A 24126-nucleotide genomic window follows, 5' to 3' on the forward strand; every position below is an offset into this window, starting at 1 on the left:
TACTTCTCAGGGGAAGAGCGCGATGAGCACAAACAGCAATTTTGACCAGCGGTGTTACGAGCTGCTCCAGCAGATACCCAAGGGCAAAGTCACTACCTACAAAGAAATGGCCCATGCCTTGGGCAGCAAAGCTTGGCGAGCAGTGGGCACCGCCATGGCAAAAAACACCCATCTAATCCACATTCCTTGCCATAGGGTGGTAAAAAGCGATGGCAGCATTGGCCAATACGCCCTTGGAGCCGAGAAAAAGGCAGAACTCCTCAGGAGTGAGGGTATTGCCATTGCGAACCAGAAAATTCAAAACCTAGACGAATATCTGTTTCGGTTTCCTACCTGACTTGGTACACCCACACATCCAAGGGCTTGGCTTGGTCGGTTTTTGAGCCACAGTGGTATTAGCCCACCACCAGTTTATGCACCAAATCTGCCGCAGTAGACGCGCCATATTTGCGCATCAAACGTGCGCGGTAAATTTCTACCGTGCGATGGCTAATGCCCAAAGCTTTGCCAATTTCTTTCGAGGTCAGGCCCTCTAGCAAACGCGCTGCCACTTCGCGCTCGCGTCCGGTCAAGTCGGCTTTCACAGGGCGCTGTGCGCTCATGTCTTCAAAGCTCCAAATGCCCGATGCGTGCGGCGCTTGCCGATTCACGGCCCGGCCTGAAACTTGACACCAGAACATCTCTCCACTCAAACGGCGCATGATGCGGCTGTCGGAGTAGTAGCCCTTGGCATTCAAAATGGGTACCAGCCGCTCGCCAATGCGCTCGTATTCGTCGGCACTGGGGTAGAGCAAGCGAAACGACTGCCCCAGCAACACCTCGCGCGAAGCGCCAAACATCTGGCAAAAATGCTGGTTACAGTCCACCATGATGCGGTGGCGCGACAACACCAAGCCCACCGGGGCCAACTCAAAAGCAAGGCGGTAATCTAAGTCCATCATCGGCAGCAAGGCAGGGCAAGTCTTTAGGGGATACTACGTAGCAGGTTACGTAGTATCTTCGCTACAACCTATCTCAAGGAGACTGTTGTGAACAAAGTGTTTCCCTCCGCCGCCGCTGCCCTCGAAGGCGTGGTGGCCGATGGCCAACTGATTGCTGTGGGCGGCTTTGGCCTGTGCGGCATCCCAGAGGCGCTGATCGATGCGCTGCGCGATTCGGGTGTCAAAGACCTGACCGTGATTTCTAACAATGCTGGCGTGGATGGTTTTGGCCTGGGCAAGCTGCTCGAAACACGCCAAATCAAAAAGATGATCTCGTCCTATGTGGGCGAGAACAAGGAGTTTGAGCGCCAATACTTGGCGGGTGAGCTGGAGCTGGAATTTACCCCCCAAGGCACCTTGGCAGAAAAGCTGCGTGCGGGCGGTGCAGGCATTCCAGCCTTCTTCACCAAAACCGGCGTGGGTACCTTGGTGGCCGAAGGCAAAGAGCTGCGCGAGTTTGACGGTGAAACCTATGTCATGGAGCGCTCTTTGGTGCCCGAGGTGGCACTCATCAAGGCCGATGTGGCCGATATGTCGGGCAATTTGCGCTTTCACCTGACAGCGCGCAACTTCAACCCAGCAGCGGCCACCGCTGGCAAGATTTGCATTGTCGAAGTAGAACGCATTGTGGCCACCGGCGAGATTGCCCCCGACGATGTGCATTTGCCCGGCATTTATGTACACCGCATTGTGCACAACCCCACGCCCGAAAAGCGCATCGAAAAGCGCACCCTGCGCGACCGCAAAGTTTAAGGAGACACCCCATCATGGCCTGGACCCAAGACCAAATGGCTGCGCGTGCCGCGCAGGAACTGCAAGACGGCTTTTACGTCAATCTGGGCATCGGCATCCCAACGCTGGTGGCGAATCATGTACCCGACCACATCGAAGTGTGGCTGCAAAGCGAAAACGGCATGCTGGGCATTGGCCCCTTTCCGTATGAGGATGAGGTGGATGCTGACCTGATTAACGCCGGTAAACAAACCGTCACCACCATCAAGGGCTCGTCGATTTTTGGCTCGGACCAATCGTTTGCCATGATTCGGGGCGGCAAAATCAACCTGTCCATTTTGGGCGCAATGCAAGTGACCGACAAGGGCGACTTGGCCAACTGGATGATTCCGGGCAAGATGGTCAAGGGCATGGGCGGCGCAATGGATTTGGTGGCTGGCGTGAAGCGCGTGATTGTGCTGATGGAGCATGTCGCCAAGAAAAAAGACGGCAGCATTGACCTGAAAATCCTGCCCCAATGCAGCTTGCCCCTGACCGGCAAAGGTGTGGTCAACCGCATCATTACCGACTTGGGCGTGATGGATGTCACCCCCGAAGGGCTGAAATTGGTAGAGCTGGCCGACGGCGTGACGCTAGAGGAAATTCAAAGCAAAACGGGTGTGCCGCTGCTGTAAGCCACAGTCAATTTTTTGAAAATTGAAGCACGGCCCCTGCTGCAAGGTAGGGGCCGCTTTTTTACGCGCCTGTCTGGCGGCGCTCGGCGATGCGCTGGAACTGCACTTCCCACTCTGCATCACTGGTATTTTTATAACGCGAATAGACAAAGCCGGGAATCTGCGCCACGGGTTTCCCTTTCAGCAATGCCATCACCGTTTGTCCGATGGCGCGGCCCAGGCTGGCAGGTACGGCATTGCCCACTTGTTTGTATTGCTCCACCAGTGGACCGGCCAGCGTCCAGTCGTCGGGGAATTCCTGTACGCGCTTGTATTCTTCGACGGAAAGCGGGCGTAACTCCTGCGGGTGCGCCAAATCGGTAGCGGGCATCGCGGGGTGTGTGACCAAGGTGCGGGCCGGTTTATTCCAGGCCAAACGGCGCAAAAAACCGGTTTTACCGCCGCCCGCATCGTAGGATTTACCCATCGCCTCTTTTTGCAAGGCTTCGGGCAGATTTTTCCAGTTCTGGCCTTCACCCAGCAGGCGGTAATAGCGCAGGCGTTTTTCTGGAAAGTTGAGGTGATGGTGTTCGGTGCTTTCCAGTCCCTTGGTGGCTTGTCGAAAGGTTTTCCATTTTTTCAGGCCATGCTGGCCTTGGTCACTGTGGCTAGGAGGTAAGTAGGGTGGACGTGAACCATCGCGCGCACAGACAATTACCACCCGTTCGCGCACCTGCGGCGTGCCAAAATTGGCCGCGTTGTACAGGTTGAACGAATAGCCATAGCCGTGGCGGCGAATTTCATTCAAGACAAAATTCAGCGCACCGCCGGGCAGTTCGTCCAGCGTCAAGTCCGGAAACTCCGCACCGCGCAATTCATGCGGACGATGTTGCATCGGGCACGACAGCAGGCCACGCACGTTTTCAATCACCAGATAGCGCGGGCGGATGGCAAAGGCCAGTTGCAGGTAGGTCAGGAAAGCGTTGCCGCGCTCATCTTTGAAGCCCTTGCGCTTGCCCGCCGTGCTAAAAGCTTGGCAGGGCGGGCCACCGACCATCAAGTCCACTTCTTGCCTTGGCTCCAGCCCGGCGTAGTGCAGCACCTGCTCGGCGCTGTAATCGTTGATGTCGCCAATCAAGGCCGTGTCTGGGCGGTTCAGCGCAATCGTTTGGCGGCAGTATTTGTCCATCTCGCAGGTCAAACGCACTTCAAAACCGGCCTGTTCAATGCCTAAATCTAAGCCCATCGCACCGGAGAAAAAGCTCAAGGCAATCGGCTTACCGCTGCTGGCGCTGCGTCGTTTGATTGGGGTATTGGCCAGGTAGCGCGGGTGGTCTTCGGCCACTTGGTGCGCGGTACGCAGGGCATAGCGCTTGAGGCTGGCAGCGCCAATGAGCCAAGTGGCCCCTATTTTTCGTACCTCTAGGCTGCCATCGCGGCACAGGGTACGCACCCGTTGTACGCTGACTTGGAGTTGTGCGGCAGCTTGCTAGATAGTGCAATCGGTACTCATTGGGTATTTCCTTAACGAAACTTTTTTGATAATAACACCCGGCTCGTCTAGCAAGCCGCCAACCACCACCTTTCGCACCCCCCAAGCGCCTGCGGTTTAATACGGCATCTTTTTTCTTGCCCTATATGCGCGACCTTTCTGCAATAGACAGCACTCCGCCATCGGTTTTTCCTACCGAACTGCCCCATAGCCCGCACTATTTGCGTGCCGTGACGGATTTGGCCCACCAGCGCGCCGTGGTGGCGCACGAGGCCATCTATGCAGAAAGTGGTATCAAGCTGGTAGAAAAGGGGATGCGCTTGGATGGCCGCCTGTACGACCGCTTGGTGCAACACACCCTGCGCGAACCCGTGGACAGCCATTTGGTGGCCGAAGATGCCGTGGACCACACCGTTCTGACCGCCGTAGCACGGCAATTAATCCAGCGTGATGGTTTATTGCCCTTGCTCATGCAAGATATGGGGCCGGGGTTTGAACAATTTTGGCCCACTTTGGCCCAAATTCCGCTGCCCGGCTCCATCATGTTCAAACTGACCGTAATGCGCGAAGAATCGCTCCACCTGTTTGAACACGGCCTGCACATGGCCATACTGGCTTGGTGGCTGGCCGTGCGCCGTGGTTTGAGCGATGCCGACAGTGTGGCCGTGGTGGCAGCAGCGTTGTTGCACGATATGGGGGTATTGCACCTGGACCCAGCTTGGCGCGACCGGGCGCAAAAAATTGTCGGGGCGCAGCGTAAAAATTTGGTAGCCCACCCGATCATTGGCATGTTGATGGTGCGTGGCTCTGGTGGCTACCCCGATGCCGTGGCGACGGCGGTGCTAGAACACCACGAGCGCATGGACGGCAGCGGCTACCCGCGTAGCCTGTCTGGTGCCGACATCTCGCCACTGGGGCAAATTTTGCTGCTGTGCGAAGTCGTGACCACGTTTTACGATAAATATGCCCACGACTCGCCGGGGCTGCATTTGGCCACAGTGCTACGGCTCAACCACCGCAAGTTTCCCGCCGATTTGTGCCACCACGTCATGGCACTGGTGCGCCAAAGCTTGCCACCCGAGCCAACCTTGGTATTGCTCGGGGCCAATGTGCAACGCTATTTGCAAATCGTTACGCTGGCGTTTGAGCGTTGGGAGCAACTGTGCAGCTTGGTGGCCATCGCGCCCGCCGGGCCACAGGCATTTGTGCAGGAGCGCTTGCAAGGGCTTAGCAAAACCCTCAGCGAGGCGGGCTTGCATCCACAATGCGCGCCTAAACTGCTAGAGCTGCTGCAAGGCGATGCCCAAGCCACGGCAGAACTGTGTTTTTTGGGGCGCGAGGCCCTGTGGCAACTGCAAAGCATTGTCCACAGCTGTTTGCGCCGTTGGCCCGAGGTGGCCGAGCGCCAAAACCCCGCCGACCGTTTTTTGGCCGATTGGTGCGATTGGTTGCTGGCCCAACAACGTTAACACAGACCATGCCATCGTCCATCAGCAACGCCAACACCACCACAAGCACCGCCAACACCACCACAGCAGTATTGCCAATGCGCGCTGGACTTAACCCGAGTTGTGTTGCTTTGCCCGCCAGCGGCAGCGGCACGCTACTGGATTTTTTAGCCCAACACCTGCCGGGGATAGAACGTAGCCAATGGCAGCAGCGCATGGAGACCGGCCAAGTGGTGGACGCACGCGGCCAAACCGTGACACCCCAGCGCCCCTTTGAGGCACACTTGCGCCTCTACTATTACCGTGAAGTTGCCAACGAATTGGTGATTCCGTTTCAAGAAGAAGTGCTGTACCAAGATGCCCATTTGTTGGTGGCCGATAAACCGCATTTTTTGCCGGTAGTACCCGCTGGGCGCTACGTACAGCAAACCCTGTTGGTGCGCTTGCGCCAGCGTTTGGGGTTGCCCGAACTCTCGCCCCTGCACCGCATTGACCGCGAAACCGCCGGGCTGGTGTTGTTTTCGGTGCAACGGGCCACGCGCGGCCTGTACCAAAATTTGTTTCGAGACCGGGCCATCGTCAAGCATTACGAGGCGGTAGCCCCGTGGCGGCCTGAATTAGAGTTTCCGCGCCAGCACCACAGCCGCTTAACAGAAAGCGGCCAGTTCTTTTTAATGCACGAAGTACCCGGCCCCCCCAACAGCCACACCCAGATGGAGCTGCTGGAGGTAGCCGCCCCTTGGGCGCGCTACCGGCTCTCGCCCATTACCGGCAAACGCCACCAATTGCGCGTTCAAATGGCCGCCTTGGGCCTGCCCTTGCGCTACGATGCGTTTTACCCCCAAGTCCAAGACCAGCCCGAGGGCGATTTTTCTCGGCCCTTGCAGCTGCTGGCGCGCGCGCTGGCATTTACCGACCCCCTGAGCGGCCAGCTACACCAGTTTGTCAGTCAACGCCAACTGCTGCCCTTGGCCTGAAACCGTTTTTGCTTGCTGTGCAGCGCTGGCGTTACACTGGCTGGCTTAGGGTTGCTCTTTTTTTTCGCCGTTTCTGTCTTTGCCTACCTTTTTTGTTCGCCATTTGCGTCCCGTATCGCAAAAAGTACGTGCCTTGGTGCTGCGTCCACTGGCAGGCTGGGCTGTGTTGTTATTGGCACTGACGGTGTATTGGGTGCAGTTGTACCACTCGCACCAAGCGCAGTTGCAGCAGGTGCAAAACCAAACCCGCCAAGGAGCCACGCAAACCGCCCACGCGCTGGCGCTGCAAACCGAGGCCCTGATTCGCAAAATTGATTATGTCGCCATCCATTTAGGTGAACATTGGGCCAGCCAAAACCGGCAAGAGTTTTTAAATTCCTTGCACATTACCGAACAAAGCTTTTCTGCTGGGGGCTTGGCCCAAGTGGCCATTGCCGATGCGCGGGGCAACATTGTGTTCTCTAGCTTATCGCCCAACAAACAACCCCAAGGCAGTGATGGCCAGCCCATCTCGATTGCCGACCGCGAGCATTTCAAAGTCCATGCCGACAGCATCGACGAGCTGCCGCATCTGTTTATCAGCCATCCGGTGCTGGGGCGGGTGTCGCAACAATGGACGGTGCAATTTTCGCGCCCCTTGCACGATGCCCAAGGGCGTTTTGCCGGGGTGATTGTGTTGTCGGTGCCAGCACGGCATCTGTCACAAGCCTTGCAAAATATCTTTCCTGATGCTATCGACATAGCCATGCTGTTGCGTGCCGATGGGGCCTATTTGGCGCGCTCGCAGGGCATGGAGGCCGTGATGGGGCAATCGGTGCCGCGCACACGGCAATTTTTGGCCGACCCTTCTACCACCCAAGGCGTTTACGAAGTGGTAGCGCCCACAGATGGCGTGGAGCGCTACTACGCTTGGCGGCGGGTCAGCCACTATCCGGTTATCGTCAGTTTGGGCATAGGCAAACAGCGTGCCTTGGCGGCGGTGCAAAAAGCGCTACGCCATAGCCATCTGCAAAATATTTTAGGCTCCAGCTTGTTGCTCTTGGCAGCTGCTTGGATTACCTATTTGTGGGTACAACAAAGCCGCCAAGCCAAAGAGCTGGCCACCACCAGCGAGCGCCTGAGCTTGGCCCTGCATGGCGGCAATTTGGGCTCCTGGGATTGGAACTGCCAAACCCAAGAGAACCACTTTAGCGCCCTGTGGGCCGCCAGATTAGGCTACCAAGCAGGGGAGCTACCGGCGCGCTTCTCTACTTGGCAAGAGCGCGTACACCCCGAAGACTGGCCCGCCGTACAAGCGGCCTGCACCGCCCATTTGCAAGGCGAAAGCCGCTACTACGAAGCCGAATACCGGATGCGCCACCGCGATGGCCATTGGGTCTGGGTGCTAGACCGAGGGCAGGTTGTAGAGAGGATGGACGATGGCAGCCCCCGGCGCATGGCCGGCACCGTGCTAGACATCAGCGACCGCAAACAAGCCGAGGCAGCCGCCCAAGCCTCGCAAGAGCGCTTGACCAAACTCATGCACGAGGTGCCCGGTGCTGTTTATCAATACCTGCAACGCGCCGATGGCAGCGCCTGCATCCCTTACGCCAGTCCCGGCATCGAAGCCCTGTATGGCATCCGTGCCGCCGAAGTGGAGCAGTCAGCCGACCAAATGATAGCCCGCCTGCACCCAGCAGACCGGCATCGGGTGCTGCACTCTATCGCCCAATCGGCCGAGCAGTTAAAACCTTGGCGCTGCGAATACCGGGTGCGCCTGCCCGATGGCCGCGTGCGCTGGGTATTGGGCCAAGCCAAGCCCGAGCGCACCCCAGAGGGCGATACCCTGTGGCACGGTTATATCCACGACATCACGGCAGAACACGCCGCCGCCGAAGCCTTGCGCCTCAACGCCGAATACCTGCGCTTGGCTTTGCAAGCGGTGCGCGATGGCCTGTGGTCTTGGGACATGGCTACCGGCAGTTTAGAGTGGGATGAGCGCATCCGCGAAATGCTGGGCGAAGCCGGTTTGCCCGCCGTCTTCAATTACCAAGACTGGCTCCAGCGTCTGCACCCCACCGACCGCGAACGTGTTTTGCCCCAGTGGAACGCACAAATCCAGCAGCACCCAGACCAAGTCATCATTGCCGAATACAGGATGCGTACCGCACAGGGACACTGGCTCTGGATTGAGGCGCGCGGGCGCATTGTGGCTTGGGGTGAGGATGGCTTGCCAGCGCGCATGGTGGGCACCTACACCGACATCAGCGCCCGCGTGGCCCAAACCCAATTGCACCAAGCCTTGATAGACCAAAGCCGTGCTGCCATTTTGCTGGTGGACCAGCAACGCCGCATTTTGTATGCCAATGCCCGGCTGAACAAAATTTTTGCCCAACCCGGCCAAGACCTCACCCAGCAGCCCATGTCTAGCCTGCACGTTAGCCTAGCCTCGTTTGAGGCCATGCAAGCACGCTACGAGACTTTGCGCCAACAAGGCAAGCTGCGGTTTGAATACCCCATGCGCGATGCCCAAGGCCAAGTGCGTTGGTTTGATATGCACGCCGTACTGCGTGACCCAGAAGACCCCGAAAACAGCGAAGTCGTCTGGACGATGGTGGACATTACCGAGAAGCACCAATCTGCGGCCGCCTTGGCGATGGAGCGCCTGCGCCTGACCACGCTGCTAGAGCGCTTTCCGGGTGGCGTACTGATGGAAGATGCCCACGGCATCGTCACGATGGTCAACCAAAATCTGTGCGACTGGCTAGAACTGCCCGGCCCGCCCAGCAGCTTGCAGGGCCTGACCCACGAGGCCCTGTGCGCCCAATTGGGGCCGATGCGTGCTGCGTGGTTATCGGTGCCCGGCAGCGCCAGCAGCAGCGAAAAACGCCGCAACACCGAAGCAGTGTGCAGCAGCGGGCGCGCCTTGGAAATCAACTGGGTGCCAATTGTGCGCGATGGCGAACAACTGGGGCGTTTTTGGCTGCTGCAAGATATTTCTGAGCGCAAACAACGCGAAATGGCCTTGGCCACCTTGGCCGCCACGGATGTGTTGACCAATCTACCCAATCGGCGCAGTTTTATGGTGAGCCTAGAAGAGGCCATCATGGGCAACAAAAACCACCCTGAATACGGTACGGCCCTGCTGATGATGGACATTGACCACTTCAAGCGCATCAACGACAGCTACGGCCATCCGGTGGGCGATGTAGTGTTGCAACATGTGGCCCAACTGATTCGGCACAAATTGCGCCAAAACGATGTGGCAGGGCGTTTGGGCGGCGAAGAGTTTGCGGTGCTGCTGCAAAAAATTCAATTGCCCGATGCTTTGGCCTTGGCCAACCGCCTGCGCGAAGCCTTGGCCCAAACCCCGGCCCTGACCTCGGCGGGTAAAGTCACGGTCACTATCAGCATTGGCATGGTGATGCTATCGGGCGACGATGCCACGCGCAGCCTAAGCCGCGCCGACGAAGCACTGTATTTGGCCAAAAACAGTGGGCGCAACCGCGTATGCGTCTGGGAATCTTAGGCCAAGGTCGGCAAAACCAGCACCATTAACGCCAACCCGACAACAAGGCAGGTAACAGTAAAGCGGTAATGGCACCGTTCAGGCCCATCGCCAAGGCGGCAAAGGCCCCCGCCTGCTCGCTGATTTGAAAGGCGCGCGCCGTCCCTACGCCATGCGCGGCCACGCCCAAGGCAAAGCCTTGCATAGCATGGTCGGGCACCCGCAGCAGCCGAAACAGCGTCGGGGCCAGTATGGCCCCCAAAATGCCGGTCACAATCACCAATACCGCTGTCAGCGAGGCAATGCCACCCACGCGCTCGGCCACGCCCATTGCAATCGGCGTAGTGACTGATTTGGGGGCCAAAGACAGCTGCGTGGGCAAACTGGCCCCCAGCAACCAAGCCGTGCCCACAGCAGACACCACCGCCGTCAAGCTGCCCACCACCAAGCCCAACAACACCGGCCAGCGCATCGCGCGCACCCGGCCCAATTGGGCATAGAGCGGAATCGCCAAGGCCACGGTAGCTGGCCCGAGTAAAAAATGGACAAATTGCGCCCCATCAAAATAAGTTTGGTAGGGGGTATCTGTCCACAATAACAAAGTGACCAACAAAGCCACCGCCAGCAGCACCGGGTTGGTGAGTGGGTGCAGGCGGCAGCGCCGATGCACCGCCAAGGCCAGCACATAGGCCAGCAGCGTAATGGTCAGGCCCAGCAGCGGCGAGGCGGCCAAATAGACCCAAATATCGTGGATAGGTGGCGGCAAGCTCATGGTGCAGGCTCCTCGGGGGGCTTGGAGGTGTCTGGCGTGGGACGATGGCAGGCGCGCATCACCAAGGCCGTTACGGCCAGCGTGAGCATGGTACTGACCAGCAAGGCCGCCACCAGCGCCAGCCACTCATCGGCAATGCGGTGCCCATGCACCATGATGCCCACCCCCGCTGGCACAAACAACAGCGACAAATTGCCCAGCAAGCCTTGACCGACTTGGCGCAGGTTGTCGCCGGGGCCACCACGCCAAACCAACACCAGCAACAGCAGCAACATACCCACCACCGGCCCCGGCACCGGCCATTGCAGGCCACGCACCAACACCTCTCCGGCCAGTTGAAACACCAGCAACCACGCAAATCCGGACACCATCAGCCACTCCCCCTTTGTATGCAGACTTCTATGCAGACACTACCGATAAAGTCTGCACTGTAGCGCCTCAGGGCGTGCTGTGTCGGGGCCAGTGAATGCGTACACGCAAACCGCCCCATTGCGGGCTGCGGTCTAGCTGTACCCGTAAATTATGCAAACGGGCAATGCGTTGCAAAATAGACCAGCCCAAGCCGCTGCCGCTTTGCCCGGTGCCCAGCACCCGAAAAAAGCGCTCTCCCAGGCGGGCCATGTCCTCTTGGCTCATGCCGGGGCCGCTGTCTTGTACGCACAGCTGCGCTGGCGCTTGTGCGCTGGCCGGGCTTATCTGCACCTGCACCTGTGCGCCATCCGGGCTGTAACGCAAGGCATTGTCTAGCAGATTACGCAACAGCACTTGGGCCAGCGCTTCGGCCAGCGGCACGCGCACCGGCTGTGCGGCCAACAATTCCACGCTTTGCTGGCGTCGTTGGGCATAGGGCTGCAAATCGGCCACCACCGTAGCCGCCACGGCGGCCAAATCACTGAACTGCTGGACCGATGTGCTGGCCTCGGCATCTAGCCGTGCCAGTTGCAGCAGTTGCTCGACCAAGCGGGTGGCGCGGTCACAGCCTTGCACGGTGGCGGCCAAGGCTTGTGCGCGTTCGTGGGCCTCGATAGCCCCTTGGGCCACTTGGGCTTGCATACGAATCCCGGCAATCGGGGTGCGTAACTCGTGTGCGGCGGCAGCGGTAAATTGCTGCTCGGCGGCCAACAGTTCTGCCGTGCGCTCAAACAGGCCATTCAGGGCCGTGACCAAGGGCAGCACTTCGGGCGGGATGCCGTGGCTGTCTAACGGGGCCAGCGATTGCGGTTGGCGCGCCGCCACGGCTTGGCCTAACTGGCGCAAGGGCCGCACCGAACCGCGTACCGCCCACCAGATGCCCAACGCCAGCAGCGGCAGCGTCCAAGCCATTGGCTGCAACAGGCTCAGGACGCTGGCCAGCACAATCTCTTGGCGCATGGATTGGCGCTCGCCCACCAAGATACGCACATCGTCCTCACGCCCTTGGGTGACAAACACGCGCCAAGATTCGCCGCCGACTTGGCTATTGACGAAGCCTTTTTTCTGGCGCTCGGTCAGGGGGCTGCTGGGGGCGCTGGCCGAGCGTGCCAGCAATTGGCCCTCGTGCCAGAGTTGAAACACCACCTGCGGCTGGTATTTGTGCAATTCTGGGGCTTCGTTCAGGTCGTCATCGTCCAGCTCATCGAGGGCTTGTAGCCGCAACAAGGCGGCAGTTTGCGCCAAATGGGCATCGAGCAGCTCTTCGACTTCGTGGTCAGATTCTTGCCAGGCCAAGCCAGCAGCTACCAACCAAGCCAGCAGCACCAGCCCCAACACGGTCGTTAATAAGCGGGCTTGCAGGGAGCGTGGCTTGGCCGCGCTAGGCGGTGCGCTGTTCATACGCCATCGCGGGGGATGCGGTAGCCCACGCCGCGCACGGTTTCAATCAAGTTGGTGCCAAGTTTGCGCCGCAGGTGATAAATATGCACCTCAACGGCGTTGCTGTTGATTTCGTGGCCCCACTGGTAAAGGCGCTGCTCTAGCTGCTCACGATTGAGTACCCGCCCGGCATTGAGCAGCAAGGCGTGCAGCAAGTCGTATTCACGCTGGGACAGCTCTACCAATTGACCATCGCTCCATACTTGGTGCGCGGCGGGGTCTAGCTCGACTTTGCCGCAGCGCAAGCGGGTTTCGGTTTGACCGTGGGCGCGGCGCACCAAGGCACGCAGGCGTGCGGCCAGTTCGTGCAAATCAATCGGTTTGACCAAATAATCATCGGCCCCCGCGTCCAGCCCGGCAATGCGCGATTGCACGGCATCGCGGGCCGTCAATATCAGCACCGGAGTGGCCAGGCGCCGGGCGCGCAGTTGCTGCAATACGGCCATACCGTCTTGGCGCGGCAGGCCCAAATCGAGTACGCAGGCTTGGTAGGCTCCGGTGGCCAGTTCACGCTCGGCGGCCACGCCATCGCGCACCCAATCCACCTGAAAGCCCTGTTGCCCCAACCCGGCGCGGATGCCCGAGCCTAACAATTCGTCGTCTTCAGCCAACAAAATACGCATTGCAGAGGTTCTTTCGCTCAATCGTCGTCGTGGTGGTTAGAGCGGGTATTTTCTAACGAGAAGGGGGTGGCAGCTTCCGCGTTTTGCTGTGGTGCGCTCTGCCATTGCCAGCCCCAAAAGGCCAGCACCGCAGCCAAAATCAGCAAGGCCAGCCAGCCGTGGTTTTTCTTGGCACTGTCGGGGCCGCGTCCGGGCACCCGACCTGTGAGCATGGGCAGGGCTTGGTTTTTACCTTGCAAAACGCTCATCAAAACAATCAGGCCGATATGTACCAGCACCACCCAAAGCATGGCGTTGCCTACCCATTCATGCACTTTTTCTAGCCACTCACCCCCCCATTCATCCCAAACGGCGTAGCCGCTCAAGCTCAGTGGCAGCACCAAGGCCAGCATCAGCACCATCGCCAAGCCCATCAATAGATTGCGCCCAGAGGGCAGCAAATCACACCAAGCCGCCCACGAGCGCACCGCCGCCAATGATTGCAACCATGTTGGCAGGCCACGCACCCGCGCCCACAAACCGGCCAACCGAACGGCGCGTGGCCCTAGCAGCCCCCACAGCAGGCGTGCCAGCACAATGCCCGCCAACGTATAGCCTAAGGTGACATGTACCAAGCGCCAGTGTTCGCTTTCTGCGGTGATGTAAGCGCCGGTAAACGATAACGCCATCAACCAGTGCAACATGCGCGTGGTGGCATCCATCACCCGGCGCGTGCCGGGGGTGCTGGTGGGGGCGGCGGCGGCACCCAAGGGGCGGGTGTGGACGGTGTGGACAGTCATGTTGGCGCTCCTTATTTGGGAATCCGAACCCGGTCGTCGTCAAAATCGCCTTGGTCGGCGCGCGTATGACAGGCCATGCAATTGGCCCGGCTGCCCACAGCGGGGCGCTTCCAGACGGCGGGCTGCACTTCGCGGTGTTTGCGCTCAAACCACGCCGATTGGGTGATACGGTCTTGGGGTGGCTCTTCGCGTACTCGCTTATAGGTGCCAGCGTTGCTTTGCAGCCAAGTGCTGAGTTGGCGCACCGTGGCATCGTCCAAGCTGGCATCGCTGCCATAGTGCTTGTCTAAGCCCTGCATCATGCGGTTCCAAGAGGCAGCGGGCAGCAAACCGGGCGGATAGGCCATGTGGCAGCCCGCGCATTCTTGCTGATAGGCCGGTGGCATGGCGCTGGCGGCCATCATGGGGCGGTCAGCCCAAGCAGTGGGCAGGGCAAAACAAGCCCACAGCCCTAGCGCTGCGCGCATGGCGTGGCCAGCCGTGCCAGAAGAGGAAAAAATAAACATCGTCAGCCTCGTTTAGGGTTTGAGCTGTACCAGCCAAGCCAGCATGTCGGCCTTTTCGGCGGCGCTGCATTCACGGCTCAAGACATCTTTGCAATTGCGCCGGAACCATTTATCGGCCTTGGCCGTATCGGTAAAGCGCTCAGGATTGAACGCAGGAGCCAGCGGTGCAATGGTTTTACCGGTGCTGGCATGGCGGGCTGGGGTGCTGGGCGGGTTGCCGTGGCACGAGGCACAAGACCACTCACCACCGTGGCGGCTGGTAAAAAACACCCGCCCTCGCTCGGCATTGGGCGTGCCACCGGTTTCGGCTGTCCAGCGCTGTAACTGGGCTTGGGCGTTGGTGTCACCTGCGTGGGCCAGTGGCACACCGGAGATATATGCTGCCAGCAAAACCGCCAGCCACCAAGGGGAGGAATGAAAAGTACGCATGGCCGCATGGTGCGCCCAGGGCCTGAAGACATTCTTAAATGGGCAAACACCTAGCGCGGTGTGCCAACATGGTGGGCACCAATAGCCCTTAGGATGCCCGGGCTCATCCAAGTGGCGGCTTGTCGATAAACGGGGGTCAGTGCTTGGCGCCAGCGCAGCAGCTCGGTGGCACTGGGTTCATACACCGCCAATTTGCCGCTGGCCTTGAGCAGCTCCAGCGCGCGCTGGTTTTCTGCCTCGGCAATGCTATTGGCGTATTGCGTGGCCTCGTGCAAGGCCAAATGCAGTGCGGCCCGAATATCGGCGGGCAGTTTGTCCCAAAATTGCCGGTTGACTAACACCACATAGGCCAGATAACCATGCCGGGTGACACTCAAATGGCTTTGCACATCGTGCAGATGTTGGCTGTAGATGTTGGCGGGCACGTTTTCTTGGCCATCCAGTTGGCCCGAGCGCAGCGCTTCGTACACATTGGCCATAGGGCGAATCGATACCTCTGCGCCCAAGGCTTGCATTTGTGCCACCAACACCCTAGACGATTGAATCCGAATTTTGGCACCGCGAAAGTCTGTCGGACTGAGCAAGGGCCGGTTGGCGCTAAACACCTTAAAACCGTTGTCCCAAAACGCCAGCCCTTGCAGGCCGCTAGGCTCTAAGCGTTGCAGCAAGGCCGTACCCACCGGGCCATCTACCGCTGCCCGAAAAGTGGCATGGTTTTTGAATAAAAACGGCAGGTCAAATACCTCAAAATCGCTGCCGCCCACTGTAGCCAGTTTGGACAACGAGGTGGCCAGCATCTGCACTGCCCCAATTTGTAGCGCCTGCAATTCTTCCCGGTCTTTGTACAAGCTACTGTCGGGGTACACCTCCACGCGTACCCGGCCTGCAGTGCGCGCCTCGGCCAGTTCTCTAAACTTCAAGGCCGCTTTGCCTTTGGCGGTATCGGCCCCTACCACATGGCTCAATTGAATCACGATGGGGTCGTGGGCTGTGGGTGCCGTGGCGCTGCTGCAAACCAAAGGCCAGCTACCGGCCACTGCCAAGGCGTGGCTGAAGCAACGGCGTGTTAAAGCGGGATTGGGATGGTGCATCGTGCTACTGCGGTATGGCTAATCCTAGAATGCACCCATGCTAACGGCCCAGCCCCCCACCCCGTTTCGTCCTACGGAAAGGGCTTCTTTTATCAAGCGCCATTATTGGTTGTTGCCCGCTTTGCTGGCGCTGCTGTTTGTGCTGATGGTGGGGGCTTGGGCTTCGGTCAACGATGCCGCAGAACAGCGCGTTTTTCAGCAAACCTTGGCTTCGGATGCCGCCAGTGTAGAGGCCCAAATAGCCGCCCGCCTAGAGGTAGAACGGGCGCGTTTGCGCGATATGGCACGCCAATTGGCCCTCGACCCTGCAGGCCAGCGCCACAACTTTGCCGAACTGGCCGAGGTACAAGCCAGCTTACAGCGCTTGGCCAATCGCTTAGTTTGGTTGGACGACAACTGGCAGCTGTTGGCCCGTGCCGAGCGCCGCGTCCCGTGGCATGGTTTAGAAGACAGCGCCCACCTGCGTATCCAAATACGCGGCCAAGCTGAACATTTGGTCGTACCCGCCCCCGGCAGCCACGGCCAGCCGGGCGGCCAACTGCTGGCCCGCTATGACATCACCGACCTGCTGGGCAGCACCGACTTGGCTTGGCTCAATCGCCGCTACGAGGTCTCTTTTTTGTCTGAATTGGGCGAAGTCATCGCCACCACGGCGCAAACGCAACGCCCGGCGCACGGAACCCCATTTGAGCGCCGCTTAGCCTCATCGGCTGATACCCGTCTGGTTTTGCGCCCTTACGAAATGCCCTTGTTGTGGTGGCGCAGCCCGCGCACCTTTGCCCTGTTGGCGGGCCTGTTACTGCTGGGGCTGGCTGGCTCGTGGCTGTTGCGCCGCGAAATGCGGCGCGTGGCCCAAGCGGTGGCCGATGCCCAAACCGAAGCCGCTTGGCGGCAATCGATGGAAGATTCGGCCTTGGTAGGCTTGCGCGCCCGTGATGCCGAAGGCACCATTTTGTATGTGAATAAAACCCTGTGCGAGATGGTGGGCTACGCTGCCACCGAGTTGGTGGGGGCCACGCCACCACTGCCATTTTGGCCACCCGATGCCATCGATGCCATGATGGCACGCAACCTAGACACCTTGGCCGGAGCCGCCCCGGCCACCGGCTTTGAGAGCCGCTGGCAGCACCGCGACGGCCATTTCATTGATGTGATGATTTTTGAGTCCCCGTTGCGCGACTTGCAAGGCCAGCCTATGGGCTGGATGGGTTCTATCGTGGACATCAGTGACCGCAAGCGGCTGGAAGAAAAAAACCGCCGTTACACCGCATTGATGGCACAACATGCACGCCTGAATGATTTGGGCTTGCTGGCCTCCGAGTTAGCACATGAATTGAACCAGCCCTTAGCCACTGTGACGGCCTACAGCTCGGGCTTGTCGATGGCGATTCGCAAAATGCCCTCCGCTAGCCCCGACATTCTGGCCGCCTTGGATGCCCTGCAACAAAATGCGCGCAAGGCGGGCGACATCGTGCATTGGATTCGCCGCCAGACCAGCCGTACCCCCGCCGAACGCCAGCAGCTAAATATGGCGGCTTTGGTGGCCGAGGTAGTGCTCATGCACCGGCCTACCTTCCAGCAAGCAGGCATCGCCTTAGAGTATCCCTGCCCCAGCCAGATAGAGTACCCCGTGCTGGCCGACCGGGTTGGTTTAGAGCAGGTGTTGGGCAATTTATTGCGTAATGCCTTAGAGGCGCTATCAGAGCAGCCCCATCTGGCAGGGGCCGTGCGTTTAAGCATCACGGCACAGCAAGCAGCAGATGCGGCCAATCGCAACGTGGAAATCTCCGTGGCCGACAACGGGCCGGGCTTACAGGGGCGCAACATGGACGACCTGTGCGCCACCTTCTATTCCACCAAAACCCAAGGCATGGGTTTGGGGCTGGGCATTTGTCGCTCGATTATCGAGGCACACGGCGGCAGCCTCACGGCCAGCGATGCAAAATCGGGCAGCGGCGCTGTATTTTGTTTTGTGTTGCCGCTGGCCTTACCACCCCTTGCACCCCCTCCAGAAACACCGCCATGAACACCATTTTTCTCTGTGATGACGATGTGGGCGTGAGTGGTGCGCTGTCATTCTTATTGCGCCAATATGGTTTTGAGGTGCAGGCTTACAGCAGCGGCCCGGCCTTGCTCGCAGCCTTGGATGCCTTGCCGCCCCCAGTGCGTGGTGTCTTTTTGCTGGATGTGCGTATGGATCCGATGTCGGGGCCAGAAGTGCATGAACAGCTGTTGCAGCGCGGTTTACGCCAACGCAACCCTGTCATCTTTCTGAGTGGGCATGGCGACATTCCGATGGCCGTGGCAGCGATGGCCAAAGGTGCGCTGAATTTTGTCGAAAAACCCTATGCCGACGACTCCTTGATTGCCATTTTGAGCGATGCGCTAGCGCAAGAAGCGCAATGGCAGGCAGCCGCGAAACGGGCTGAATTTTTGCAATCGATGGTCGAGAGCCTCACCCCACAGCAGCGCCGCGTAGCAGTGCTGGTAGCGGCAGGGGACTTGAACAAAGTGATTGCTGCCAAGCTGGGCATATCCGAGCGCATGGTCGAAGTCCATCGCGCCAAAGTATTTGAGAAACTGGGGGTCGATTCCGCCGCCGCGCTAGCCACCACCGTAGCAGACATCCGTGCCTGCGGCTTGGAGCTACTGCCACCCGAGGCAGCCTAAAAAAACAACCAGCCGCAGCAGATACTCTCTGCTGCGGCTGGTTGGCGTATGGAGATGGTGGGCAGATTTAGCGCGCAGCAGCAGGCACGGCCATATGCTCTTGGCGCTCATCCATCAACACTTCTGGCTCTTGGGCTTCAACCAGAGTAGGAGCATCCAAGCCTTGTTGCAAGCGTTGCATATCCAAATCACCCGTCCACTTGGCTACCACCAAGGTCGCGACACCGTTGCCGACCAGATTGGTCAGGGCGCGGGCTTCAGACATAAAACGGTCGATGCCCAAAATCAGTGCCAAACCAGCCACTGGCACACCACCCACCGCCGACAGCGTGGCCGCCAGCACAATAAAGCCACTGCCCGTAATACCGGCTGCCCCCTTAGAGGTCAGCAACAACACCGCCAACAGCGTCAATTGCTGTGTCAAGGTCATGGGGGTGTCGGTGGCTTGGGCAATAAACACCGCCGCCATCGTCAGGTAAATCGAAGTGCCATCCAAATTGAACGAGTAGCCAGTCGGAATTACCAAGCCGACCACCGATTTGCGTGCGCCCAAGTTTTCCAGCTTTTCCATCATGCGTGGCAACACCGATTCGGACGACGAAGTGCCTAGCACAATCAACAATTCTTCTTTGATGTAGCGGATGAACTTGACGATGCTAAAGCCATGCAAACGGCTGATGATGCCCAGCACCACAAAAACAAACAGCAGGCAGGTCAAGTAGAAGGTACCCATTAGTTTGCCCAGCGAGAACAGCGAGGCAATGCCGTACTTGCCAATGGTGAAGGCCATGGCACCAAAGGCACCCACAGGGGCCACCTTCATGATGATGCCTACGATGTCAAACAGCACATGCGAGAAGCGTTCGATAAAGTCAAACACCAACGTGCCTCGGCCACCAAACTTGTGCAGGGCAAAGCCAAACAGCACTGAGAACAGCAGCACTTGCAAAATCTCGCCCTTGGCAAAGGCATCTACCACCGAGGTTGGAATCACATTCAGCAGAAAATCAACCGTGCCCTGCATTTTGCCGGGGGCGGTGTAGGCGGCGATGCCCTTGGTATCCAAGGTGCTGGGGTCTACGTGCATGCCGTTGCCCGGTTGCAGCAGATTGACCACGACCAGCCCAATCACCAAAGCAATGGTGGACACAATTTCAAAATACAGCAGCGCTAAACCGCCAGTTTTGCCGACTTTTTTCATGTCCTCCATACCGGCAATGCCCACCACCACGGTACAAAAGATGATGGGGGCAATAATCATCTTGATGAGCTTGATAAAGCCATCGCCCAGGGGCTTCATATCGGCCCCCAATTGCGGATAAAAATGGCCCAAGCACACGCCCGCAATCACGGCGATGAGTACCTGAACATAAAGAGAGTGGTAAAACGGCTTGCGTTGCCCCGTTGGTGACGACATGGGTGTCCCCTGCTACAGAAGTGGGTAAAAACAGCGCTTTTGTCAGCGCCGGTCAATACCCGTAACGATAAGCAGCGGGGGCTATTCGGCCAAGTGTGGGGTTCCACATCAGGGTTTACCCTTAATCACCCATATCATCCAGTTCATCAAGCGTTGTCTGGCGCAATGCGTAGCGGCAGCGTTACTGGCCCATCGTTGAGCAGATGTACCTGCATATCGGCGGCAAACTGGCCGGTTTGCACGTTGGGATGCAAGGCGTGGGCTTGGGCGACAAAATAATCGTACAGGCGCTGGCCGTCTTGCGGGCTGGCAGCTTGGGTAAAACTGGGCCGGTTGCCGCTGCTGGTGTCCGCCGCCAAAGTGAACTGGCTAACGATGAGCAAGCCACCGCCGATGTCTTGCACACTGCGGTTCATTTTGCCCGCTTCATCGGCAAAAATACGCAATTTGAGCAATTTGGCCAGCAGGCGGTCGGCTTGGGCATTGCTGTCGCCGCGCTCGGCACACAGCAGCACCAACAGACCGGGGCCAATCTGGCCGATGGTCTGGCCGTCCACCTCGACATGGGCGTGGCGTACCCGTTGCAATAAACTTATCATGGCAGAGAGGGACTAGGAGCCGTTCCCGGCTCTATATAGGCTTCAACGTTAATCGGCAGCAACTGTATGCTGGTACGCAGGCCGGGCACAGCAGCCATCAGGGCTTGTTCTACCTGACCGCGCAAGGCAGCGGCATGGGACAAACTCCAATGGCCGGGGATGTGCATGTGCAAATCCACAAAGCGCCGTTGACCAGCCATGCGCGTGTGGATATGGTCAAAACGGATAGAAAAGCCGGGGCTGGTGTGGGCGTTATGCTGGCTTAAAAAGCCGCCCAAAGTTTGCTCAATCGTGGCCAGCACTTCAGGCTCTACCGCTTCGTCCATCAGGCCCTGCGAGGAGCGCCAGACCAAATGCACTCCTTCTTTCAGAATGTTCAGGGCCACGCCTATCGCTACCAGTGGGTCGAGCCAACTCCAGCCCGTCAGGGCCACCGCCCCCAGCCCCAACACCACCCCGGCAGAAGTCCAAACATCGGTAAACAGGTGCCGGGCATCGGCCTCTAGGGCAATCGAGCGGTGCTGGCGCGCGGCGCGCAGCATCACCCACGCCAAGCCGCCATTGAGCAGTGAGCTGAACACCGACAAGGCCAAACCCCAGCCCATTTGCTCTAGCGGCTGTGGGGCCAACAGGCGCTGAATCGCCGTCCACAAAATGGCCCCAGCAGCGACAAAAATCAGCATCCCCTCAAAAGCAGAGGAAAAATACTCGGCCTTGTGGTGACCATAGGGGTGGTTGTCGTCTGCTGGGCGGGCCGCTACCGTCACCATCAGCACGCCAAACAGGGCGCTGGCCAAATTGACCACTGACTCCATCGCATCCGATAACAAGCCCACCGAGCCGGTGATGTACCACGCCAGCGTTTTCAGGGCCATCGTGGTCAGAGCCATGCCCACCGAGACCCATAACAAATTGCGTGGTGTCATCCACGCTGGCAGCGGTACTTTGGGGGATGTGGGCATAGGAGACGCTTATACCAGCCGTGCCTTAACGCTCTTACCTTTGACGCGACCTGTGTTTAACCGATGCACCACCTGCTCGGCAATGCCGCGCTCCACGGCCACATAGGTAGAAAACTCATTGACGTTGATTTTGCCTACCTGCTCGCGCGTGAAGCCCATCTCGCCGGTCAGAGCGCCCAACACATCACCTGCGCGGATTTTTTCTTTGCGTCCGCCAATGATTTGCACCGTGGTCATCGGCGGCAACAGCGGGCCACCAGGGGCTGGTGTCAGTTCGGTCAGCGCTGTCCATTCGGACGGGCGGCCTTGCAGCACTTCGATTTTGCCGACGCTGCCCATCTCGTCCATGCTGGCCAAATTGAGCGCCAAGCCTTCGGCATCACCCCGGCCAGTGCGGCCAATGCGGTGGATATGCACTTCGGGGTCGGGGGTTACATCCACGTTTATCACGGCGGCCAGCTGGGCAATATCCAAGCCGCGCGCGGCCACGTCGGTGGCTACCAGCACGGCGCAACTGCGGTTGGCAAATTGCACCAAGACTTGGTCACGCTCGCGCTGTTCTAGCTCGCCATACAGGGCCAAGGCGCTGATGCCTTGTGCCTGCAAGACTTCGACCAAATCGCGGCATTGTTGCTTGGTGTTGCAAAATGCCAGCGTGGATTCTGGCCGAAAATGCGCCAATAACTGCCCGACGGCGTGCAGGCGTTCGCTGTCCTTGACCTCGTACCAGCGCTGGTCAATTTTGCTGGCGCTGTGTTGCGCCTGCACGCTAATTTGCTGCGGGTTCTTCATGAACTGCTGGCTGAGTTTGGCGATGCCCTCGGGGTAAGTGGCCGAGAACAACAGCGTTTGGCGCTCTTTGGGGCATTGGCGCGCTACAGTGGCGATGTCGTCAAAAAAACCCATGTCCAACATGCGGTCGGCTTCGTCCAGCACCAAGGTATTGAGCTGCTCTAAAGACAGGTTTTGGCGCTCCAAATGGTCCATCACCCGCCCCGGCGTGCCCACCACAATATGTGCGCCATGCGACAGGCTTTGTGCTTGGCCGCGCAAGGGTACGCCACCGCACAGAGTTACCACTTTGATGTTGTCTTCGGCACGCGCTAGGCGGCGGATTTCGGCACTCACTTGGTCGGCCAGCTCGCGCGTCGGGCACAGTACCAAGGCTTGCACGCCAAAGCAGCGCGCATTGAGCCGGGCCAGCAGGGCCAGCCCAAAAGCCGCCGTTTTGCCGCTGCCGGTGCTGGCTTGGGCGATGAGGTCTTGCCCCAGCAAGGCGGCAGGTAAGCTGGCCGCCTGAATCGGGGTCATTTGCAAGTAGCCCAGTTGTTGCAAATTGGCCAAAGTGGCCGGGCTGAGCGCCAAGGCGCTAAAGTCGGTGGCGCGGTGCGCGGGGGTGGAAGTCATGCGCCCGATTATCGACGCTGGCACCCACTGCACCACCGCTGCACCATCGCCACGGCAAGCGGGCTTAAAAAGCCGCCGTGCGGTGATTAGCGCCATAATCGCCGCATGAATTGCGGTGATTACGCTTATATCTGGCAAGCCCCCGACTGGCCACACTGGCGCTACGACTTGGCTGCCTTGGTAGAGCCACTGGCGCAGGTTAGCCGGGCGCAGGGTTTGCTGCTCGGGCGGCTGGCGGATGTCGGCTTGGGGCTGCGTGACCAAGCCAGCTTGGCCACTTGGACCGACGATGTGCTCAACACCAGCAAAATCGAAGGCGAACATCTGGATGTGGCCTCGGTGCGCTCCTCGATTGCGCGCCGTTTGGGGGTGGATATTGGCTCTTTGGCCCCCGTCGATCGGCATGTGGAGGGCGTGGTCGAGATGGTGCTGGATGCCACTGCCAACAGTGCTGCACCCCTGAGCGCACAACGCCTGTTTGGCTGGCACGCTGCGCTGTTTCCTACTGGGTATTCTGGTTTGAGCCAAATCAGTATCGGCAGCTGGCGCGATGATGCCAATGGGCCAATGCAAGTAGTTTCCGGCCCCATCGGTCGGCAAACCATCCATTTTGAAGCACCACCGGCCCAGCGTTTGCCCGAGGAAATGGCACGTTTTTTGGCTTGGATCAATACCCCCACCCCCACCGAGTCCAGCTTGGTGCGCGCCGGATTGGGGCATTTGTGGTTTGTCACGCTGCACCCGTTTGACGACGGCAATGGCCGCATCGCGCGTGCGATAGGCGATTTATTACTGGCGCGCGCCGATGGCAGCCCGCAACGCTTTTATAGCCTGTCGGCCCAAATTCAGCGTGAACGCAAAGCCTATTACGAGATGTTGGAACGCACGCAAAAGGGTTCTTTAGAGGTCACAGACTGGCTGCAATGGTTTCTGCACATGCTGGCACAAGCCTTGCGACTGGCCCATCACACCTTAGATGCCGTGCTGCACAAAGCGCAGTTTTGGCAGCGCCTGTCAGGGCTTAGCCTGAATCCTCGGCAAATCAAGGTGCTGAATCGTTTGCTGGATGGCTTTGAAGGCAAACTGACCAGCCGCAAATGGGCCGCCTTGGGCAAATGCTCGACCGATACTGCCCTGCGTGATATTACCGAGCTGGTGGCGCTGGGCGTGCTGCACCGCTCAGACGCTGGCGGGCGCAGTAGCAGTTACGGATTAGCGTTTACCCAAGCGCAGTGAGCTGGCATGGCTAAG

23 protein-coding genes are annotated in these 24126 nt (G+C 59.1%); 9 read left to right on the top strand and 14 right to left on the bottom strand.

Going from position 1 to position 24126, the window contains the following annotated elements; genetic code table 11:
• The first annotated feature begins 22 nt into the window (after nt 1-22).
• On the top strand, nt 23-337 hold the full coding sequence (locus PHX60_RS02600) for an MGMT family protein (protein WP_300074285.1): 315 nt from the start codon (nt 23-25) through the stop codon (nt 335-337).
• Nucleotides 338-395: 58 nt separating this feature from the next.
• Here the strand turns inward: PHX60_RS02600 and PHX60_RS02605 are convergent, their stop codons facing one another.
• A complete protein-coding gene (locus PHX60_RS02605) occupies nt 396-938 on the bottom strand; it encodes a PAS and helix-turn-helix domain-containing protein (RefSeq protein WP_300074767.1) in 543 nt (180 codons plus the stop codon).
• A gap of 90 nt (nt 939-1028) precedes the next feature.
• Here PHX60_RS02605 and PHX60_RS02610 point away from each other — a divergent pair, with 90 nt between their 5' ends.
• Both PHX60_RS02610 and PHX60_RS02615 read left to right on the top strand, forming a co-directional pair.
• The gene (locus PHX60_RS02610; protein ID WP_300074288.1) at nt 1029-1733 is read left to right on the top strand and encodes a CoA transferase subunit A; all 705 of its coding nucleotides are present in this window, start codon (nt 1029-1031) and stop codon (nt 1731-1733) included.
• A 14-nt stretch (nt 1734-1747) separates the two neighbouring features.
• The gene (locus tag PHX60_RS02615) at nt 1748-2386 is read left to right on the top strand and encodes a CoA transferase subunit B (protein WP_300074291.1); all 639 of its coding nucleotides are present in this window, start codon (nt 1748-1750) and stop codon (nt 2384-2386) included.
• Nucleotides 2387-2447: 61 nt separating this feature from the next.
• Here the strand turns inward: PHX60_RS02615 and PHX60_RS02620 are convergent, their stop codons facing one another.
• Complete coding sequence (locus PHX60_RS02620) at nt 2448-3818, bottom strand: DNA cytosine methyltransferase (protein ID WP_300074294.1); 1371 nt, start codon at nt 3816-3818, stop codon at nt 2448-2450.
• A gap of 185 nt (nt 3819-4003) precedes the next feature.
• Between PHX60_RS02620 and PHX60_RS02625 the strand changes: the two genes are divergently transcribed.
• The 3 genes from PHX60_RS02625 (at nt 4004) to PHX60_RS02635 (ending at nt 9790) form a co-directional block, all read left to right on the top strand.
• Nucleotides 4004-5326, top strand: coding sequence for an HD domain-containing phosphohydrolase (locus PHX60_RS02625; RefSeq protein ID WP_300074297.1), 1323 nt, complete (start codon nt 4004-4006; stop codon nt 5324-5326).
• 8 nt (nt 5327-5334) lie between these two features.
• Nucleotides 5335-6282, top strand: a complete 948-nt coding sequence (locus tag PHX60_RS02630; RefSeq protein WP_300074300.1) for a pseudouridine synthase — start codon at nt 5335-5337, stop codon at nt 6280-6282.
• A 79-nt stretch (nt 6283-6361) separates the two neighbouring features.
• Complete coding sequence (locus tag PHX60_RS02635; RefSeq protein ID WP_300074303.1) at nt 6362-9790, top strand: PAS domain-containing protein; 3429 nt, start codon at nt 6362-6364, stop codon at nt 9788-9790.
• Between the two features lie 25 nt (nt 9791-9815).
• Here the strand turns inward: PHX60_RS02635 and PHX60_RS02640 are convergent, their stop codons facing one another.
• From PHX60_RS02640 to PHX60_RS02675, 8 genes are all read right to left on the bottom strand, one after another.
• The gene (locus PHX60_RS02640) at nt 9816-10541 is read right to left on the bottom strand and encodes an LrgB family protein (protein ID WP_300074306.1); all 726 of its coding nucleotides are present in this window, start codon (nt 10539-10541) and stop codon (nt 9816-9818) included.
• On the bottom strand, nt 10538-10912 hold the full coding sequence (locus PHX60_RS02645; RefSeq protein WP_300074309.1) for a CidA/LrgA family protein: 375 nt from the start codon (nt 10910-10912) through the stop codon (nt 10538-10540). Before PHX60_RS02645 ends, PHX60_RS02640 begins: the two co-directional genes overlap by 4 nt.
• Before the next feature lie 67 nt (nt 10913-10979).
• Complete coding sequence (locus tag PHX60_RS02650) at nt 10980-12353, bottom strand: ATP-binding protein (protein WP_300074312.1); 1374 nt, start codon at nt 12351-12353, stop codon at nt 10980-10982.
• On the bottom strand, nt 12350-13015 hold the full coding sequence (locus tag PHX60_RS02655; RefSeq protein WP_300074315.1) for a response regulator: 666 nt from the start codon (nt 13013-13015) through the stop codon (nt 12350-12352). Before PHX60_RS02655 ends, PHX60_RS02650 begins: the two co-directional genes overlap by 4 nt.
• Nucleotides 13016-13032: 17 nt before the next feature.
• A complete protein-coding gene (locus PHX60_RS02660) occupies nt 13033-13794 on the bottom strand; it encodes a cytochrome b/b6 domain-containing protein (protein ID WP_300074318.1) in 762 nt (253 codons plus the stop codon).
• A gap of 11 nt (nt 13795-13805) precedes the next feature.
• Nucleotides 13806-14300: a diheme cytochrome c gene (locus PHX60_RS02665; RefSeq protein ID WP_300074321.1), complete on the bottom strand. Its 495-nt coding sequence runs from the start codon at nt 14298-14300 to the stop codon at nt 13806-13808.
• A gap of 12 nt (nt 14301-14312) precedes the next feature.
• A complete protein-coding gene (locus PHX60_RS02670) occupies nt 14313-14729 on the bottom strand; it encodes a DUF1924 domain-containing protein (RefSeq protein ID WP_300074323.1) in 417 nt (138 codons plus the stop codon).
• A gap of 50 nt (nt 14730-14779) precedes the next feature.
• Nucleotides 14780-15820: a DctP family TRAP transporter solute-binding subunit gene (locus PHX60_RS02675; RefSeq protein ID WP_300074326.1), complete on the bottom strand. Its 1041-nt coding sequence runs from the start codon at nt 15818-15820 to the stop codon at nt 14780-14782.
• A gap of 37 nt (nt 15821-15857) precedes the next feature.
• Between PHX60_RS02675 and PHX60_RS02680 the strand changes: the two genes are divergently transcribed.
• Complete coding sequence (locus PHX60_RS02680; protein ID WP_300074329.1) at nt 15858-17846, top strand: PAS domain S-box protein; 1989 nt, start codon at nt 15858-15860, stop codon at nt 17844-17846.
• Nucleotides 17843-18490: a response regulator gene (locus PHX60_RS02685; RefSeq protein ID WP_300074332.1), complete on the top strand. Its 648-nt coding sequence runs from the start codon at nt 17843-17845 to the stop codon at nt 18488-18490. The genes PHX60_RS02680 and PHX60_RS02685 overlap by 4 nt, the downstream gene beginning before the upstream one ends.
• A 67-nt stretch (nt 18491-18557) precedes the next feature.
• Here the strand turns inward: PHX60_RS02685 and PHX60_RS02690 are convergent, their stop codons facing one another.
• From PHX60_RS02690 to dbpA, 4 genes are all read right to left on the bottom strand, one after another.
• Complete coding sequence (locus PHX60_RS02690) at nt 18558-19907, bottom strand: dicarboxylate/amino acid:cation symporter (RefSeq protein ID WP_300074334.1); 1350 nt, start codon at nt 19905-19907, stop codon at nt 18558-18560.
• Nucleotides 19908-20053: 146 nt separating this feature from the next.
• On the bottom strand, nt 20054-20506 hold the full coding sequence (dtd, locus tag PHX60_RS02695; RefSeq protein WP_300074337.1) for a D-aminoacyl-tRNA deacylase: 453 nt from the start codon (nt 20504-20506) through the stop codon (nt 20054-20056).
• Entirely contained in the window at nt 20503-21468 is a 966-nt protein-coding gene (locus PHX60_RS02700) for a cation diffusion facilitator family transporter (protein ID WP_300074340.1), read from the bottom strand. The genes dtd and PHX60_RS02700 overlap by 4 nt, the downstream gene beginning before the upstream one ends.
• A gap of 9 nt (nt 21469-21477) precedes the next feature.
• Nucleotides 21478-22875 (bottom strand): ATP-dependent RNA helicase DbpA, encoded by a 1398-nt coding sequence (dbpA, locus tag PHX60_RS02705; RefSeq protein WP_300074343.1) that lies wholly within the window; start codon nt 22873-22875, stop codon nt 21478-21480.
• Between the two features lie 105 nt (nt 22876-22980).
• On the opposite strand from dbpA, the gene PHX60_RS02710 reads away from it, so the two are divergent.
• Nucleotides 22981-24111, top strand: coding sequence for a Fic family protein (locus PHX60_RS02710; RefSeq protein ID WP_300074346.1), 1131 nt, complete (start codon nt 22981-22983; stop codon nt 24109-24111).
• The last annotated feature ends 15 nt before the right edge of the window (nt 24112-24126 follow it).

This window comes from Giesbergeria sp., assembly GCF_028686475.1.
GTDB lineage: Bacteria > Pseudomonadota > Gammaproteobacteria > Burkholderiales > Burkholderiaceae_C > Simplicispira.

Bases quoted from the DNA above. Each gene is read 5' to 3' on its own strand.
- PHX60_RS02670 (WP_300074323.1), bottom strand. From the start codon at position 14,729: ATGCGTACTTTTCATTCCTCCCCTTGGTGGCTGGCGGTTTTGCTGGCA.
- PHX60_RS02640 (WP_300074306.1), bottom strand. From the start codon at position 10,541: ATGAGCTTGCCGCCACCTATCCACGATATTTGGGTCTATTTGGCCGCC.
- PHX60_RS02605 (WP_300074767.1), bottom strand. From the start codon at position 938: ATGGACTTAGATTACCGCCTTGCTTTTGAGTTGGCCCCGGTGGGCTTG.
- PHX60_RS02655 (WP_300074315.1), bottom strand. From the start codon at position 13,015: ATGCGTATTTTGTTGGCTGAAGACGACGAATTGTTAGGCTCGGGCATC.
- PHX60_RS02660 (WP_300074318.1), bottom strand. From the start codon at position 13,794: ATGACTGTCCACACCGTCCACACCCGCCCCTTGGGTGCCGCCGCCGCC.
- PHX60_RS02645 (WP_300074309.1), bottom strand. From the start codon at position 10,912: ATGGTGTCCGGATTTGCGTGGTTGCTGGTGTTTCAACTGGCCGGAGAG.
- PHX60_RS02630 (WP_300074300.1), top strand. From the start codon at position 5,335: ATGCCATCGTCCATCAGCAACGCCAACACCACCACAAGCACCGCCAAC.
- PHX60_RS02690 (WP_300074334.1), bottom strand. From the start codon at position 19,907: ATGTCGTCACCAACGGGGCAACGCAAGCCGTTTTACCACTCTCTTTAT.
- PHX60_RS02600 (WP_300074285.1), top strand. From the start codon at position 23: ATGAGCACAAACAGCAATTTTGACCAGCGGTGTTACGAGCTGCTCCAG.
- PHX60_RS02680 (WP_300074329.1), top strand. From the start codon at position 15,858: ATGCTAACGGCCCAGCCCCCCACCCCGTTTCGTCCTACGGAAAGGGCT.
- PHX60_RS02710 (WP_300074346.1), top strand. From the start codon at position 22,981: ATGAATTGCGGTGATTACGCTTATATCTGGCAAGCCCCCGACTGGCCA.
- PHX60_RS02665 (WP_300074321.1), bottom strand. From the start codon at position 14,300: ATGTTTATTTTTTCCTCTTCTGGCACGGCTGGCCACGCCATGCGCGCA.
- PHX60_RS02675 (WP_300074326.1), bottom strand. From the start codon at position 15,820: ATGCACCATCCCAATCCCGCTTTAACACGCCGTTGCTTCAGCCACGCC.
- PHX60_RS02650 (WP_300074312.1), bottom strand. From the start codon at position 12,353: ATGAACAGCGCACCGCCTAGCGCGGCCAAGCCACGCTCCCTGCAAGCC.
- PHX60_RS02625 (WP_300074297.1), top strand. From the start codon at position 4,004: ATGCGCGACCTTTCTGCAATAGACAGCACTCCGCCATCGGTTTTTCCT.
- PHX60_RS02700 (WP_300074340.1), bottom strand. From the start codon at position 21,468: ATGCCCACATCCCCCAAAGTACCGCTGCCAGCGTGGATGACACCACGC.
- PHX60_RS02615 (WP_300074291.1), top strand. From the start codon at position 1,748: ATGGCCTGGACCCAAGACCAAATGGCTGCGCGTGCCGCGCAGGAACTG.
- dtd (WP_300074337.1), bottom strand. From the start codon at position 20,506: ATGATAAGTTTATTGCAACGGGTACGCCACGCCCATGTCGAGGTGGAC.
- PHX60_RS02685 (WP_300074332.1), top strand. From the start codon at position 17,843: ATGAACACCATTTTTCTCTGTGATGACGATGTGGGCGTGAGTGGTGCG.
- dbpA (WP_300074343.1), bottom strand. From the start codon at position 22,875: ATGACTTCCACCCCCGCGCACCGCGCCACCGACTTTAGCGCCTTGGCG.